The sequence below is a fragment of the Pantoea sp. PA1 genome, from assembly GCF_056856975.1.
Map to the genome: position 1 here is coordinate 1,902,417 of NZ_JBXGEE010000001.1, position 16,458 is coordinate 1,918,874.

The following is a 16,458-nucleotide window of genomic DNA, read 5'->3' on the forward strand; positions in this document are numbered from 1 at the left end:
GGTACCTGACACGCTATGTTGTATAAGTTTCCACTGACATCCGGCAATGTCACCCGCTTTTTTGTGGTTTTCAATCTGGTGCTGCTGCTGGCGCTGGGCTTTATGGTGCAGAACTCCGTGAATGCCTGGCTCACCGGAAAACGCTATGCCATGGACGATCTGGCCCGCGACGTTCAGAAGCGTATCGACGCCTATCGCTTTGCCACCTGGCAGATCTATGAAAACCTCTCCACCAGTGCGGCAGGAACGCCTCCGGGCAGCAGCCTGCAGGAGACGCGCCTGCGTCCTGACGTCTACTATCTGGAAAAAACCCGCCGCAAGACCGAAGCGCTGATCTTCGGATCGCATGACAGCAGCACGCTGGATATGACCATGCGGATGTCCAACTATCTGGATACGCTCTGGGGCGCGGAGAACCCGACCTGGTCGATGTACTTTTTAAATGGTCAGGACAATAGCCTGATCATGATCTCCACGCTGCCGCTGAAGGATATGGCGACGCGCTACAAAGAGAGCGCCATCAGTTCAATGGTGGACAGCCGTCGCGCTGAAATGCTGCAGCAGGCGAACGCGCTGGACGAGCGTGAGAGCTTCTCGCCCCTGCGTCACCTCGCCTTCCAGAACGATCACTACTTCACGCTGCGCACCACCTTTAATCAGCCGGGCCACCTGGCCACCGTGGTCGCCTTTGATCTGCCGGTGAACGATCTGGTGCCGCAGAATATGCCGCTGGAGAATTTCCAGCTGCGCCAGGACAGCTCACTGCCCTCTGCCAGCAGTGAACAGCAGGAGGTGGAAAATACGCACATCTCGCTGGTTAACCCGAACGTCGAGATTGCTGCCACGCTGCCCAGCACCCCGCTGCAGCTGGTCTATCAGGTGCCGATTACCCGCCTGATCGTCGACACGCTGCACAACCTGCTCTGGCCGCTGCTGATCAACCTGCTGCTGTTCCTGCTGTCGCTGGGCGGTGTGATGCTGCTGCGTCAGCAGTCCCTGCGCCCCAGTGAGAACCAGAGCGCGGAACTCGACTCGCTTCGGGTACTGAATGAAGAGATTGTGGGCAGCCTGCCGGTGGGCCTGCTGGTCTATGACTTTGCCAGCAACCGCACCCTGCTGAGCAACAAAATTGCAGAGCATCTTCTGCCGCACCTCAATCTGCAGAAGATTATTAATATGTCCGACCAGCATCAGGGCGTTCTGCAGGCTACCATCAATAACGAAGTGTATGAGATTCGCCACGCCCGCAGCGTGCTCTCACCCCATACCCAGCTGTTTATGATGCGTGACCAGGATCGCGAACTGCTGGTGAACAAGAAGCTGCAGAAAGCGCAGCAGGTTCTGGATCGCAACCATCAGATGCGGCAGCAGCTGCTGCACAATCTCGGTCATGCGCTGAATCAGCCGCTGGAGAAGATCGTGGCGCAGCTGGTGCAGCTCAGCCAGCGGGATGCCGATGAATCCGTGCTCGACCTGCTTGATGAGAGCCAGGGGCTGGCGCGGCTGGTGGATGATATCGTGCTGCTGAACCGGCTGGAGGCGCACGACTGGTCACCGGATGCCACCATCTTCAACCTGCAGGAACTGCTGGATGAGATCGCCCTGGAAAGCCTGCCGCTGATGCGTCGCAAAGGGTTGTCACTGGTGGTCAATAACCATCTGGCCAATGATGAGATGCGCTTTGGCGACCGCCGCGCCCTGCGTAAGGTGCTGACCACCCTGATGCACTATGCGCTGACCACCACCCGCTGGGGAAAAATTACCCTGGAAGTTAAGGTTGCGAATAAACAGGCCGATAGACTCATCATCGAACTGGTTGATACCGGCGCGGGCCTGACCGTGGATGAGCTGGCGAATGTCGATTTCCCGTTCCTGGGCGACACCAGCCAGGATCGATATGGTCAGGCGTCAGGCATGGCCTTCTTCCTCTGCAAACAGCTCTGCAAGCAGATGGGGGGCAGTCTGGATATCGTCGCGAAGGCAGATATCGGCACCCGCTATAATATGCAGCTGCCGATGGCACTGGAGCAGAAGCAGGAAGAAGAAGAGGAAAAAATTCTGGATGGGGTCACCGCCCTGGTGGAGATCACCGTGGAGGACGTCCATAAAATCGTCTGCCGCCATCTGGAAAACTGGGGAGCGCGCTGTCTCACCCCGGACGAGCGTATTTCCGGACAGGATCATGACGTGCTGGTAACCGACGATCCGTCGAAGCTGAGCGGCTGGGCACTGCTGCTGGCGGAAGATGAGCTCGGTCATCATGCACTGAACGACCAGCAGTATCGGGTCAATTTCAATCTCAGTAATGCGCTGCTGGATGCATTACTGGCCCTGATTGAGAAGCAACTGTCGCATGATGTGATGGATAATGACAGGGAAGACGACACAGCCACGCCATTGATGAGCGGCGGCTATTTCCAGCTGTTTACCGAGACAGTACCGGTTGATGTGAAGAGACTGTATACTGAGTCAGCAGAAAAGGACTACGACTCGCTTGCTCAGACAGCGCATCGCCTGAAGGGCGTGTTTGCCATGCTCAACCTGTCTCCCGGCAAACAGCTTTGTGAAGAGTTAGAACACCACATTAAAGCGTGTGACGATTCAAACATTACAAATACCACCAGTGATATTGACGCTTACGTCAATCAACTGCTGCAGCAAGGTAACCAATAAGATGAATAACTTAAATGTAATTATTGCCGATGACCATCCAATTGTCCTTTTCGGTATCCGAAAGTCTCTGGAACAAATTGAATGGGTCAACGTTGTAGGTGAGTTCGAAGACTCAACAGCACTGATCAACAATCTGTCCAAGCTGGATGCTAACGTCCTGATCACCGACCTCTCAATGCCTGGTGAGAAGTATGGCGACGGCATCACGCTGATTAAATACATCAAACGCCACTATCCGGATCTCTCCATTATTGTTCTGACGATGAACAATAACCCGGCGATCCTGAGCTCTGTGCTTGATCTCGACATCGAAGGCATCGTGCTGAAACAGGGCGCGCCAACCGACCTGCCGAAAGCGCTGGCAGCCCTGCAGAAAGGCAAGAAATATACGCCGGAAAGCGTGGCAAAACTGCTGGAGAAAATCAGCGCGGGCGGTTACGGCGACAAGCGCCTGTCACCGAAAGAGAGCGAAGTGCTGCGTCTGTTCGCAGAAGGTTTCCTGGTGACAGAAATTGCCAAGAAACTGAACCGCAGTATCAAAACCATCAGCAGCCAGAAGAAATCAGCGATGATGAAACTGGGCGTGGATAACGATATTGCCCTGCTGAACTACCTCTCCTCTGTCAGCCAGACGCAGGTCGAAAGAGACTAATCGATCGCTGAGGCGGTGCAGCCTGCACCGCCTCCCCTCTGCCCTACTTCATGCGCGTTTTACGCACCCGCTCAGCATAGATTGCCAGCGTACTTTTCAGCACATCTAACGTCACCGGTTTCGACAGGCAGTTATCCATGCCCGCGTCCATACAACGCTGCTTCTCTTCGGCCAGCGCATTTGCCGTGACGCCAATGACCGGGAAGAGATGCCCCAGCTGACGCAACCGCTGCGTCAGGCGATACCCATCCATGTTCGGCATGTTCACGTCGGTCAGTACGATGTCGATCTCATTGCGGCTCAGCACGTTAAGCGCATCGACGCCATCCTGGGCGGTTTTCACCTGATACCCCAGCGTGCCGAGCTGTTCTGAAAGCAGCATGCGGTTAATCGGATGGTCATCAACGATCAGAACCATGATGTCATCGTTGTGAATCTTCTCTTCCACCGGGCCAGCCAGCAGCAGCGCATCCGCCGCGTCGTGGCCGAGGGAGATGCGATAGATTCGCGCCAGCAGCGCCGGCACCTCATGCAGTGTGGCGGTCGAGTGAACCCAGCGTCCAGGCTGACGTTCACGCGGCATATCCACATGCGATCCATCAAATGTGACCAGCGCCCGCAGCGGTAAATCGATCTCCAGCTCATAATCGGTCATCACCACATCGTCGGGGCCCGGTCTGCCGTTATAATCCGCAACCTGAATCCCCTGCTGCTGCATCTGACGTGTGATAAACGCCGCCAGGTAATCATTGCGCATCGCCAGCCAGATTTTCTTCTCCTGCAAATCCTCCAGCAGCATCAGCGACGGCTTCTGCCCTTTGTAGACGGGAATACGCACAATGAACTGACTGCCCATGCCCGGCTCTGAGTCGACCTCAATGTCGCCGTCCATCATATTGATCAGCTTTTCACAGATCGCCAGTCCCAGCCCGGTGCCCTGGAAATTACGCTGCACGCCATTCCCGACCTGGAAGAAGGGATCGAACAGGCGCGGCAGCTCTTTCGCCGGAATCCCGACCCCGGTATCGCGCACCCGGAAGGCCAGATAGCCCTGCGAGACGTAGGCGTGCAGGATAATACAGCCGGTGTGGGTGAACTTAATGGCGTTGTTCAGCAGGTTGGAGATCACCTGTTGCAGACGCAGCGGATCGCCATCCAGCACCTGCGGAACATCATGTTCGATAAAGCAGTAGAGCGTCAGCCGCTTCTTCACCACCAGCGACAGATAGTTGCCGACGATGTGGGTCACGATTTCACGCGGTGCAAACGGACGCGGTTCGATCTTCAGCTGCTCTGACTCGATTTTAGAGAAGTCGAGGATATCGCTGATGATTTTCAGCAGCAGGCTGGAGGAGTTGTTCATCGCCGTCACCAGCGAGTCGATCCCGCTGGGCAGTTGCCGGGTCTGCAGCAGATCGAGGTTACCGATAATCCCATAGAGCGGCGTGCGCAGCTCATGGCTGACGGTGGCAAGGAACATCGACTTCGACTGGCTCGCCTGCTCTGCCGCATGGGCCATCTCCTGCAGCGACTGCTCCATGCGAACACGGGCCGACACGTCCACCAGTACACAAATCGCCACGTTTTCATTGCGATAGCGCGAATGGACAAAGCTGATTTGCAGGTTGGTGTTACTGCCGGTGAGCACATCGACAAAGTTAACCTGCTGGCCGCCGATAATCTCATTCAGCCGCAGGCGATCTTCCTGGGTCAGCAGGGTCAGGTAATTGTGCGCCAGCTCGTTACTCAGAATATTGGTGCCGTCGCTGGTGCGTAAAATACAGATCCCCACCGGCGCCGAGGCCACAATCTTACGGTTGAACTGCTCATGCTCCTCCAGCCGGTGCGCATTCTCCTCGGCGGGCAGGAACATCCGGCGCTCAAACAGCCAGGCCAGCGTAAACAGAATAATGGCGCTGAACACATTGAGCAGCAGCGCATTGATGATCATCAGCTTCAGCTGATCCATCATCACGTCAGTGGGTATCGACCACACCACGTTGAGATCGGAAGGCGGCAGCGGCTTTTTCAGCACCAGCTGACGGTAACCATTCAGATAACCGAACCAGGTTTTGTCATCGGGCAGACTGTCGAGCGAGAAGCCCAGCCCGCCACGGCGCGAATTGAGCAGTGGACGATAATTTTCGTCGGTAATTGAGGCGATGATCGGCAGACTGCCCGGCTGAATAAACTCATCCAGGCGGATATTCTGTTCGACGCCCAGCAGCGCCTGCAACTTGTTGGCCACGTAGACCGGCACCACCATATAGAAGGTGCCGACACCCGGCTGAGCACTGCTGTTGATCCAGTACATCGGGTTGCGGCGCTCTTCTTCGTTGCTGTTACGGTAGCGCAGCACATTCTCACGCAGCGATTTCAGGCTGCGCTCCCGATCGGCGGTGCTGCTGCCAATCGTAAAGTCAGCCAGACACTGGCTTTCCCCTCCGATAAAGAACACCCGGTTCAGCTCATACGAGGAGGCGAAGTTGCTTTTCCAGTAGTTGATGTAATAACTGAGGGAGTCGAGCGAGTTGCGCCAGGTGTTGCTCATGGCGGTGCAGTCGCCATCTGAAAACAGCGGCGTAAACTGCGGCTGGGTCGTTTTACCCGGGATCATGCCGGTCAGCGCATCCATGCCGTTGCTGGCATTCGTCAGCCGGTTCTCCGTGATATATTTCAGCTCCCGCATCATGTCGGCGGAGTGCCGCACATACCACTGTATCGTGCCGTAATTGCTGGCAAACTCCTGACGAACCTGCGTCTCTTTATTATGCAGCACGCTGATGATGTAAAACGCGGTAAGAACAGCGCCCAGTGTCCAGATTAGCAGCGCCAGCGCGCGGAAAAGATAGCGCGAGATGCGAAGCGTAGTGCGGAAAGAGACAGGATATTTCAAAGGGAACTCGCAGTTGGCAAGGTTAGTCGCATCATCAATTTTTATTGCCCATACACTAGCTTCATCGGGCGAAAAAAGCCAGCCAGCGGAAGGCCCGGCAGGCAGTTTGGGACGCTTTTCGGACAGCTTTTGCCGTCACGCCTGACATCCCCCATCCCCCGCCTGAAGCGAAACCGTATCCCGGCAAGAAAGAGCTGAAGCAACACCTTATCCCGGCGAGAAAGGCCTGCCATGACCGAAGAGCAAAGCGTCCACGCCAGGGATGGCGTGGCCGATCCGCAGGGATGCGGGAACCCTTTGCGGTCGGGCATGGCGGGCCTTTCGATCGCAGCGGCCTCACCGCCGCCACAGGCTACCTTGCACACCGCATAAAAAAACGGCAGGCCGGGTTTCCCCTGACCTGCCGTTTCTGCAACGCTCAGCTTATGCCAGACAACTTACTCGTCGTCTTCAGCCGCGTCGTCTTCGTCTTCCGCTTCCGGTGCAATCTCTTCATCGTCAGAATCCGCTTCAGGCGCGATATCATCCTCGCCTTCCGCCACGCTGCCGTCGATTGAATCCAGCTCTTCCTCTTCAACCGGCTCGGCGACACGCTGCAATCCGACCACGTTCTCATCCTCTGCGGTGCGGATCAGAATCACACCCTGGGTATTACGACCCACGACGCTGACTTCTGAAACGCGGGTACGCACCAGCGTACCGGCATCGGTGATCATCATAATCTGATCGCTATCCACCACCTGAACAGCGCCAATCACCGGACCGTTACGATCGGTCACCTTGATTGAAATCACACCCTGCGTCGCACGCGACTTGGTCGGGTATTCGCTGTTGGCGGTACGCTTGCCGTAACCATTCTGCGTCACGGTAAGAATCGCACCCTCTTCACGCGGCACAATCAGAGAAACTACGCGATCGCCTTCAGCCAGCTTGATACCGCGAACACCTGACGCGGTACGGCCCATGGCACGCACAGCGCTCTCGGCGAAGCGCACCACTTTACCGGCGGCGGAGAACAGCATCGCTTCGTCATTACCGTTGGTCAGCGCCACACCGATCAGCTCATCGTCGTCACGCAGATTCACGGCAATAATGCCGGCGCTGCGCGGACGGCTGAACTCTTTCAGCGCGGTCTTCTTCACGGTGCCCAGCGCGGTCGCCATAAAGATATTGAAGCCTTCGGTATACTCGCGAACCGGCAGAATCGCCGTAATACGCTCGTTCGCTTCCAGCGGCAGCAGGTTGACGATTGGACGTCCACGCGCACCACGGCTCGCTTCGGGCAGCTGATAAACCTTCATCCAGTAGAGACGGCCACGGCTGGAGAAGCAGAGAATCGTATCGTGAGTATTAGCCACCAGCAGACGATCAATGAAGTCCTCTTCCTTGATGCGTGCCGCTGACTTGCCTTTACCACCACGACGCTGCGCTTCGTAGTCACTCAGCGGCTGATACTTCACATAGCCCTGATGCGACAACGTCACCACCACGTCTTCCTGATTGATCAGGTCTTCGATGTTGATGTCCGCGCTGTTCGCGGTAATCTCGGTGCGACGATCGTCACCAAACTGATCGCGCATCAGCTCCAGCTCTTCGCGGATCACTTCCATCAGACGCTCAGCGCTCGACAAAATCAGCAGCAACCCGGCGATCTGATCCAGCAGTGCTTTATACTCATCCAGCAGCTTCTCGTGCTCAAGGCCGGTCAGTTTCTGCAGACGCAGATCCAGAATCGCCTGAGCCTGCTGCTCGGTCAGGTAGTACTGACCATCGCGGATGCCAAACTGCGGCTCCAGCCACTCCGGACGGGCGGCGTCATCACCGGCACGCTCCAGCATCGCTGACACGTTACCGAGATCCCACGCCTGCGAAATCAGACCCGCTTTTGCTTCTGCCGGCGTTGGCGCACGGCGGATCAGCTCGATGATCGGATCGATATTCGCCAGCGCAATCGCCAGACCTTCAAGGATATGCGCACGGTCACGGGCTTTACGCAGTTCAAAAATGGTACGGCGCGTCACCACTTCACGACGATGGCGAACAAAGGCTTCCAGAATCTCCTTCAGCGCCATAATCTTCGGCTGACCCTGATGCAGGGCAACCATGTTGATACCAAACGAAGTCTGCAACTGAGTCAGTGAGTAGAGATTATTCAGCACCACTTCGCCGACCGCATCACGCTTAATCTCGATCACGATGCGCATGCCGTCTTTGTCAGACTCATCGCGCAGCGCGCTGATGCCCTCGACACGCTTCTCTTTCACCAGCTCTGCAATCTTCTCGATCAGGCGGGCTTTGTTGACCTGATAAGGCAGCTCGTGAATGACGATGGTCTCGCGGCCCGTTTTGGCATCCGCTTCCACTTCGCCACGCGCACGAATATAAATCTTACCGCGTCCGGTGCGGTACGCTTCTTCAATGCCACGGCGGCCGTTGATGATGGCGGCGGTCGGGAAGTCAGGTCCCGGAATGTGCTCCATCAGCCCTTCAATGCTGATGTTCTCATCTTCAATATAGGCCAGGCAGCCGTTAATCACTTCGCGCAGGTTATGCGGCGGAATATTGGTTGCCATCCCCACGGCGATACCGGAGGAACCGTTAACCAGCAGGTTAGGGATTTTGGTCGGCAGAACTTCAGGGATCTGCTCTGTGCCGTCATAGTTCGGCACAAAATCGACGGTCTCTTTTTCCAGGTCAGCTAACAGATCGTGGGCGATTTTTGACATGCGGACTTCGGTATAACGCATCGCCGCGGCGGAGTCGCCATCGATGGAGCCGAAGTTGCCTTGTCCGTCCACCAGCATGTAACGCAGGGAGAAAGGCTGGGCCATACGTACAATGGTGTCGTAAACGGCGGAATCACCATGCGGGTGATATTTACCGATAACGTCACCGACGACGCGGGCAGATTTTTTATAGGGTTTGTTCCAGTCGTTACCCAGTTCGCTCATCGCAAAGAGTACGCGACGATGCACCGGCTTCAGGCCGTCACGCACATCGGGTAAAGCTCGGCCAACGATGACCGACATGGCGTAATCGAGGTAAGAAGTCTTTAATTCTTCTTCGATATTGACCGGTGTAATTTCTCTCGCAAGGTCGCTCATGGAGCCGCTATCCCTCTACTTAATCCCGGATTTTAAAGGTGCGAAAGTATATCACACTGCAATGCTCTGGTGAACGTTAACCACCGATTTCACCCGCTTTTCCTTGTGCCTGAAAGGTGTGCCATCGGCGGTTAAGCGTTTATACTGTGGGGACATTTTGTCAGGAGTTACGATTCAATGAATGCACAACCGCAGAATCATCAGCAGAACGTCGATGCACAGGAAATTGCCAAGTTTGAGGCCGTTGCCTCGCGCTGGTGGGATCTGGAGGGTGAATTTAAACCGTTGCACCGCATTAACCCGCTGCGCCTGAGCTATATCGCGGAGCACAGCAACGGTTTGTTCGGTAAAACCGTGCTCGACGTCGGCTGCGGCGGCGGCATTTTAGCCGAGAGCATGGCGCGCGAAGGTGCGGTAGTGACCGGACTGGACATGGGAGCGGAACCTCTGGCGGTCGCACGTCTGCATGCCCTTGAGAGCGGCGTCACGCTGGACTACGTGCAGCAGACCGTAGAAGCGCATGCGGAAGAGAACGCCGGAAAATATGATGTGGTGACCTGCATGGAGATGCTGGAGCACGTTCCGGACCCGCGCTCGGTGGTGCACGCCTGTGCGCAGCTGGTTAAGCCGGGCGGCGAGGTCTTCTTCTCCACGCTGAATCGCAATCCCAAAGCCTGGCTGCTGGCGGTGTTCGGCGCAGAATATGTGCTGCGCATGGTGCCACGCGGCACCCATGACGTGAAAAAGTTTATCCGTCCCTCTGAGCTGCTCGGCTGGGTCGATGAAACCACCCTGCGTGAACGTCACATCATTGGCCTGCACTACAACCCGGTGACCAACCGCTTCAAACTGGCACCCGGCACCGACGTCAATTATATGGTGCACACGCACCGCGCCCGCTAAGTCTCTGGCCCGCCTCTTTCTCCGGCGGGCCTTCTCCCCGCTCAGACCGCCACGCCATTCACATATCTGCCAGTCACTTAGCTCAGGCTGGCCCTGACAGATTTCACCTGCCCGCCCGCCTTTTCTGCCAGCGCCGCTGAGCGCTAGCGGCTTTTGCGCAATTTTCATCCCTTTTTCTGCGCACATCTGAGGATTGAATAAGAAATACGCGTCCGATCAAATTAACAAAAAAAAGTGTGATCGGGTTGACAGGGTGTCAGGCCTTATAAGGCGTGGGCTAAGAATTTTCGCCAGAATTACAACCCCTCCCGTCATCATTTTTTGCTCTTGTTAACCCGCCGCAAAATACTAAAATATGCCTCCATGTAGTTGCAGGTTTTCCCATCACCCCCTAGATGTTGTGTTTATCCACATATTATTCACAATGAATATGCTGTGTATAAACCGGGATTTCTTTTAATTTTTGGATACTCACGCAAAGGTAAAAACGCGACATGAACCAGAGTCTGCTCGTTACTAAACGCGATGGCCGCCAGGAGCGCATTGATCTCGACAAAATTCACCGTGTGCTGGACTGGGCAGCTGAAGGGCTGAACAACGTCTCAGTGTCACAGGTGGAGCTGCGTTCCCATATTCAGTTCTATGATGGCATCAGGACCTCTGACATTCATGAGACCATCATCAAGGCCGCAGCAGACCTCATCTCTCGCGATGCCCCTGACTATCAGTACCTGGCTGCCCGCCTGGCAATCTTCCACCTGCGCAAAAAGGCGTATGGTCAGTTTGAGCCACCAAAGCTCTATGACCAGGTCGTCAAAATGGTGGACCTCGGCAAATATGACCGCCACCTGCTGGAAGATTACAGCCCGGAAGAGTTTGCGCAGATGGACGAGTTCCTCGACCACTGGCGCGACATGAACTTCTCCTATGCTGCCGTAAAGCAGCTCGAAGGCAAATATCTGGTGCAGAACCGCGTCTCCGGTGAAATCTACGAGAGCGCGCAGTTCCTCTACATCCTGGTCGCCGCCTGCCTCTTCTCTGGCTATCCGCGCGACACCCGCATGGATTACATCAGACGTTTCTATGATGCGGTTTCGACCTTTAAGATCTCCCTGCCGACACCCATCATGTCGGGCGTGCGTACCCCGACGCGTCAGTTCAGCTCCTGTGTCCTGATCGAGTGCGGCGACAGCCTGGACTCAATCAACGCCACCTCCAGCGCGATCGTGAAATATGTCTCTCAGCGTGCCGGTATCGGCATCAACGCCGGTCGCATCCGTGCGCTGGGCAGCCCGATCCGCGGTGGTGAAGCGTTCCATACCGGCTGTATCCCGTTCTACAAACATTTCCAGACTGCGGTGAAGTCCTGTTCTCAGGGCGGCGTTCGCGGCGGTGCCGCCACGCTGTTCTACCCGATGTGGCATCTGGAAATCGAAAGTCTGCTGGTGCTGAAAAACAACCGTGGTGTTGAAGGCAACCGCGTGCGCCACATGGACTATGGCGTCCAGCTCAACAAACTGATGTACCAGCGCCTGCTGAAAGGGGAAGAGATTACCCTGTTCAGCCCGTCTGATGTCCCGGGTCTGTATGACGCCTTCTTCGCCGATCAGGATGAGTTTGAGCGCCTTTACACCAAATATGAGCAGGATCAGAACATCCGCAAACAGCGTGTCAAAGCGGTCGATCTCTTCTCTCTGATGATGCAGGAACGCGCCTCAACCGGCCGTATCTACATTCAGAACGTCGATCACTGCAACACGCACAGCCCGTTTGACGCCAGCATCGCGCCGGTTCGCCAGTCTAACCTCTGCCTGGAGATCGCGCTGCCGACCAAGCCGCTGGAAGATGTGAACGACGAAAACGGTGAGATCGCCCTGTGTACGCTCTCTGCGTTCAACCTGGGTGCGATTGACAGCCTCGACGATCTGGAAGAGCTGGCAACCCTGGCGGTGCGTGCGCTTGACGCCCTGCTCGACTATCAGGATTACCCCATCCCGGCGGCGAAGCGTGGCGCGATGGGTCGTCGTACCCTGGGTATCGGCGTGATCAACTACGCTTACTACCTGGCGAAGCACGGTGTGCGCTACTCCGACGGCAGCGCCAATGGCCTGACGCACAAGACCTTTGAAGCCATTCAGTATTACCTGCTGAAAGCCTCAAACGCGCTGGCGAAAGAGCAAGGTGCCTGCCCGTGGTTCAACGAAACCACCTATGCGCAGGGCATCCTGCCTATCGACACTTACAAGAAAGATCTGGACGCGATCAGCAACGAACCGCTGCATCTCGACTGGGAAAGCCTGCGTGAAGAGATCAAAACTCACGGCCTGCGCAACTCGACGCTGTCAGCGCTGATGCCATCTGAGACATCATCGCAGATCTCCAATGCCACCAACGGCATTGAGCCGCCACGCGGTCACATCAGCATCAAAGCCTCGAAAGATGGCATCCTGCGTCAGGTGGTGCCGGAGTATGAGCGTCTGAAAGATCAGTATGAGCTGCTGTGGGAAATGCCGAACAACGATGGCTATCTGCAGCTGGTGGGTCTGATGCAGAAATTCATCGACCAGGCGATTTCGTCTAACACCAACTACGATCCATCCCGCTTTGCCAACGGTAAGGTGCCGATGAAGCAACTGCTGAAAGATCTGCTGACGGCGTACAAATTCGGCGTGAAAACGCTCTACTATCAGAACACCCGTGACGGTGCGGAAGATGCTCAGGATGACCTGGCACCTTCTATCCAGGATGATGGCTGCGAGAGCGGCGCCTGTAAAATCTAATGGCCAGGCGGGAGATTCTCCCGCCTCATTCATTTCACGAGGCCACTTCGCTTCCTCTTTTTTTGGACAACTTTTATGGCTTACTCCACCTTCTCACAGAACAAAAATGATCAGCTGAAAGAGCCGATGTTTTTCGGTCAGTCGGTCAACGTGGCGCGCTTCGACCAGCAGAAATATGACATCTTTGAAAAGCTGATCGAAAAGCAGCTCTCTTTCTTCTGGCGTCCGGAAGAGGTCGACGTGTCCCGCGACCGTATCGACTATCAGGCGCTGCCGGAACATGAAAAGCATATCTTCATCAGCAACCTGAAGTATCAGACGCTGCTGGATTCGATTCAGGGCCGCAGCCCGAACGTTGCGCTGCTGCCACTGATCTCGATCCCTGAGCTGGAAACCTGGATCGAAACCTGGGCCTTCTCCGAGACGATTCACTCCCGTTCTTACACCCACATTATCCGTAATATCGTGAACGATCCGGCGCTGGTGTTTGACGATATCGTCACCAACGAGCAGATTCTGGCGCGCGCTCAGGATATCTCACGCTATTACGACGATCTGATTGAGATGACCAACTACTGGCATCAGCTGGGCGAAGGCACGCATCAGGTCAACGGCAAAACGGTTGTCGTCAGCCTGCGCGCCCTGAAGAAGCAGCTTTATATCTGTCTGATGAGCGTCAATGCGCTGGAAGCCATCCGCTTCTATGTCAGCTTCGCCTGTTCATTCGCCTTCGCAGAGCGTGAACTGATGGAAGGCAACGCCAAAATCATCAAGCTGATCGCCCGCGATGAAGCGCTGCACCTGACCGGCACCCAGCATATGCTGAACCTGCTGCGCAGCGGTGAAGACGATCCGGAGATGAAAGAGATTGCGGCAGAGTGCCGTGATGAGTGCTTCGAGCTGTTTAAGAAGGCCGCCGAGCAGGAGAAAGAGTGGGCAGACTATCTGTTCAGCGGCGGCTCAATGATCGGCCTGAATAAAGATATTCTCTGCCAGTACATTGAGTACATCACCAATATCCGTATGCAGGCAGTGGGCCTTGATTTGCCGTTCCAGACGCGGTCAAACCCGATTCCGTGGATCAACTCCTGGCTGGTGTCTGACAACGTTCAGGTTGCGCCACAGGAAGTGGAAGTGAGCTCCTATCTGGTGGGTCAGATTGACTCTGAAGTGGGCGCTAACGACTTCGACGACTTCCAGCTGTAATCATGAGCCGCAACGTTGTTATTCTGCGCAGCTCCGGCACCCGGCTGGAATGCACGGACGAGCACACGAATCTGCTGACGCTGCTGGAAGCCAACAATCTCTGCGTGGAGTTCCAGTGCCGCGAAGGTTACTGCGGCTCCTGCCGGATGCGGCTGCTGAAGGGTGAAGTGCACTACCCGCAGAAGCCGCTGGCCTTTGTGCAGCAGGATGAGATTCTGCCCTGCTGCTGCAAAGCCAAAGGCGAGATTGAGCTTGAGTTGTAACTGAGATAGCTATCTCTCTGACTGCGACGCTGCCTGAATGCGGGTGAAACTCACCGCAATGGCAATGTAAAAGCGCAGGGAACCCGGTCAGAAAAGGAAAGCGTCCCGCGCCATGGACGGCGCGGGCCGAGCTGTCAGGGATGACGCTGTTTGCGTCTTTCCGATCTGACCGGGTTCCCTGCGCAGGCTCGATCTGGCAGCCATCTGGGCTAATCTGGCCAGCAGCCAGAATAAAACGGGCGCCTCAGGCGCCCGTTTTATTTTCCCTGTTCTCACTGTCTGATAGTTTCAACCACATCAATCCAGCCGTGACCGGTGCTGACTTCGCTGCCGTGCAACCAGCGGCGCAGCATGTTCATCGCCATCATTGCCACCACCTTCTGCCGCGTCTCCAGGTTATGACGGCCGGTGCTGAATTTCACCCGCTGTCCGACACTGCCTTCCGGAGTATGCAGGGCAATCGCTATCTCTTCCTGATCCAGACTGCCGACAGAGAGCGCCAGCGCCGCCTGCTGCTGCGCGGCGAGCTGACCGGTGCGGGCAACCTGCTGCTCAAGCATCTCAGGACGGGAAGGCAGAATGTCTGCACCGCGCAACGGCACACTGGCAGCAGCCAGTTGCCAGTAGAGCAGTCCGGCGGTGTACTGCTCACTGATCGCCAGCGCTGCACCGCGCTGCGTCAGTTCACGGGCCAACAGGGCCGGTAAACCTTCGGTGCCTTCAAAAATGGTGCATTCCGCCAGCAACAGCCGAACCTGCTGCCACGCCTGCTCCATCGCCACACGCTGGCTTGCCGGGCCGGTGAGTTTGATCTCGATAATCGGCATGGAGGAGCGATAACCCATCACCACACCCTCGGGCAGCGGCAGCGACTCCAGTTCGGCGGCGATATCACTTTCGCCGCGACCAAAGGTTGTCAGTCGCAGACAGACCGGCGGCTCGGGCGGCGTAAACTTCGCCTTCAGGCGCGGAATGATCTGCTGCTCCACCATAACTTTAAACTCAGAGGGAACGCCGGGCGTGAAAAACATCCAGCAGCGATTGAGCTGCAGGGCAAAGCCACAGGCGGTGCCGACCGGATTATCAATCAGTTCTGCATTGGCCGGGATCTCGGCCTGCTTGCGATTACTCGCCGCCATCACCCGTCCCCGGCTGGCAAACCAGGCTTCCATCTGCTCCAGCCACCCCTGCTGCATCTCCAGTTCCACGCCACAGGCCTGAGCCGCCGCCAGCGCACTGAGATCGTCACTGGTCGGCCCCAGCCCGCCATTCACGATCAGCACATCCGCCTCGTGACTGCGCGCCTGCAGCGTCGCGATCAGCGAATCGAGAGAATCCCCGACCGTGGTGCGGCTGGTCATCGGCAGGCCGTGCTGAAATAGCACATCCGCCAGCCAGGCCGCGTTGGTATCGACGATTTGGCCATGCAGCACCTCATCCCCGGTTGACAGCATCTCTACTCTGATCACGTCGCATTCTCCTTTTTAACGTTTGCTTTACTTTAGGAACTCCATCAGAGAAACACAATGCGCATTCCCCACTGAGAGCACAGGGCGCTTCAGGCCGGAAAGAGAAAAACGAGGATTTGCGGAGGCGGGCCGTGCGTTCAGGAAAAACAAAAACGGCGGGTGAGACCCGCCGTTTGATGACTGTCAGGACGTCGCGATTAACGACGCGCCAGCAGCAGCCCCAGGATCAGACCGGCGGTAGCGCCGATGCCAACACCCTGCCAGGGTTTTTCGTGTACGTAATCGTCGGCGCGGTAAGCGGCCTGTTTTGCACGATAGTAGTAGCTATCGGACGCCTGGCTGACACGGGATTTCACATCGTGCAGCGCCTGTTCGGCTTTGCTTTTAAGCTCGATGTACTTCTGGTCAGCCGGATCACCGGATGCCTTCAGTACTTCTTCCAGCGTTTCCGTCAGTAACGCAATATCGTCATCGAGGCCCGTTTCGAATTGATTTGTCTGGTTTACCATCGT

At 56.3% G+C, this 16,458-nt stretch carries 10 protein-coding genes; 6 read left to right on the forward strand and 4 right to left on the reverse strand.

From position 1 onward, the window contains the following. Positions 1–15: 15 nt before the first annotated feature. Positions 16–2,673: a phosphotransferase RcsD gene (gene rcsD / locus AC1V0D_RS09150; RefSeq protein ID WP_009089070.1), complete on the forward strand. Its 2,658-nt coding sequence runs from the start codon at positions 16–18 to the stop codon at positions 2,671–2,673. 1 nt (position 2,674) lies between these two features. Next, on the forward strand, positions 2,675–3,325 hold the full coding sequence (gene rcsB / locus AC1V0D_RS09155; RefSeq protein ID WP_009089068.1) for a response regulator transcription factor RcsB: 651 nt from the start codon (positions 2,675–2,677) through the stop codon (positions 3,323–3,325). A 43-nt stretch (positions 3,326–3,368) separates the two neighbouring features. On the opposite strand, the gene rcsC is transcribed toward rcsB, so the two are convergent. Both rcsC and gyrA read right to left on the reverse strand, forming a co-directional pair. Beyond that, a complete protein-coding gene (gene rcsC, locus AC1V0D_RS09160) occupies positions 3,369–6,221 on the reverse strand; it encodes a two-component system sensor histidine kinase RcsC (RefSeq protein ID WP_058957783.1) in 2,853 nt (950 codons plus the stop codon). A gap of 437 nt (positions 6,222–6,658) precedes the next feature. Then, the gene (gyrA, locus tag AC1V0D_RS09165; RefSeq protein WP_111207499.1) at positions 6,659–9,325 is read right to left on the reverse strand and encodes a DNA topoisomerase (ATP-hydrolyzing) subunit A; all 2,667 of its coding nucleotides are present in this window, start codon (positions 9,323–9,325) and stop codon (positions 6,659–6,661) included. 177 nt (positions 9,326–9,502) lie between these two features. On the opposite strand from gyrA, the gene ubiG reads away from it, so the two are divergent. The 4 genes from ubiG (at position 9,503) to yfaE (ending at position 14,477) form a co-directional block, all read left to right on the forward strand. Continuing rightward, positions 9,503–10,228, forward strand: coding sequence for a bifunctional 2-polyprenyl-6-hydroxyphenol methylase/3-demethylubiquinol 3-O-methyltransferase UbiG (gene ubiG, locus AC1V0D_RS09170; RefSeq protein WP_482907294.1), 726 nt, complete (start codon positions 9,503–9,505; stop codon positions 10,226–10,228). A 494-nt stretch (positions 10,229–10,722) separates the two neighbouring features. After that, positions 10,723–13,008: a class 1a ribonucleoside-diphosphate reductase subunit alpha gene (gene nrdA, locus AC1V0D_RS09175; protein ID WP_482907295.1), complete on the forward strand. Its 2,286-nt coding sequence runs from the start codon at positions 10,723–10,725 to the stop codon at positions 13,006–13,008. A 75-nt stretch (positions 13,009–13,083) separates the two neighbouring features. After that, positions 13,084–14,214, forward strand: coding sequence for a class Ia ribonucleoside-diphosphate reductase subunit beta (gene nrdB, locus AC1V0D_RS09180; protein WP_009089058.1), 1,131 nt, complete (start codon positions 13,084–13,086; stop codon positions 14,212–14,214). Positions 14,215–14,216: 2 nt separating this feature from the next. Beyond that, a complete protein-coding gene (gene yfaE, locus AC1V0D_RS09185) occupies positions 14,217–14,477 on the forward strand; it encodes a class I ribonucleotide reductase maintenance protein YfaE (RefSeq protein ID WP_482907296.1) in 261 nt (86 codons plus the stop codon). Positions 14,478–14,749: 272 nt separating this feature from the next. On the opposite strand, the gene AC1V0D_RS09190 is transcribed toward yfaE, so the two are convergent. Together AC1V0D_RS09190 and elaB are read right to left on the reverse strand one after the other, a co-directional pair. Continuing rightward, on the reverse strand, positions 14,750–15,946 hold the full coding sequence (locus AC1V0D_RS09190; protein WP_482907297.1) for a nicotinamide mononucleotide deamidase-related protein YfaY: 1,197 nt from the start codon (positions 15,944–15,946) through the stop codon (positions 14,750–14,752). Positions 15,947–16,143: 197 nt separating this feature from the next. Beyond that, positions 16,144–16,455, reverse strand: coding sequence for a stress response protein ElaB (elaB, locus tag AC1V0D_RS09195; protein WP_009089050.1), 312 nt, complete (start codon positions 16,453–16,455; stop codon positions 16,144–16,146). Between the last annotated feature and the right edge of the window lie 3 nt (positions 16,456–16,458).

What these genes read in the sequence shown, in the direction of transcription:
- rcsD (WP_009089070.1), top strand. Translation starts at nt 16, where the DNA reads ATGTTGTATAAGTTTCCACTGACATCCGGCAATGTCACCCGCTTTTTT.
- rcsB (WP_009089068.1), top strand. Translation starts at nt 2,675, where the DNA reads ATGAATAACTTAAATGTAATTATTGCCGATGACCATCCAATTGTCCTT.
- gyrA (WP_111207499.1), bottom strand. Translation starts at nt 9,325, where the DNA reads ATGAGCGACCTTGCGAGAGAAATTACACCGGTCAATATCGAAGAAGAA.
- ubiG (WP_482907294.1), top strand. Translation starts at nt 9,503, where the DNA reads ATGAATGCACAACCGCAGAATCATCAGCAGAACGTCGATGCACAGGAA.
- nrdA (WP_482907295.1), top strand. Translation starts at nt 10,723, where the DNA reads ATGAACCAGAGTCTGCTCGTTACTAAACGCGATGGCCGCCAGGAGCGC.
- nrdB (WP_009089058.1), top strand. Translation starts at nt 13,084, where the DNA reads ATGGCTTACTCCACCTTCTCACAGAACAAAAATGATCAGCTGAAAGAG.
- yfaE (WP_482907296.1), top strand. Translation starts at nt 14,217, where the DNA reads ATGAGCCGCAACGTTGTTATTCTGCGCAGCTCCGGCACCCGGCTGGAA.
- elaB (WP_009089050.1), bottom strand. Translation starts at nt 16,455, where the DNA reads ATGGTAAACCAGACAAATCAATTCGAAACGGGCCTCGATGACGATATT.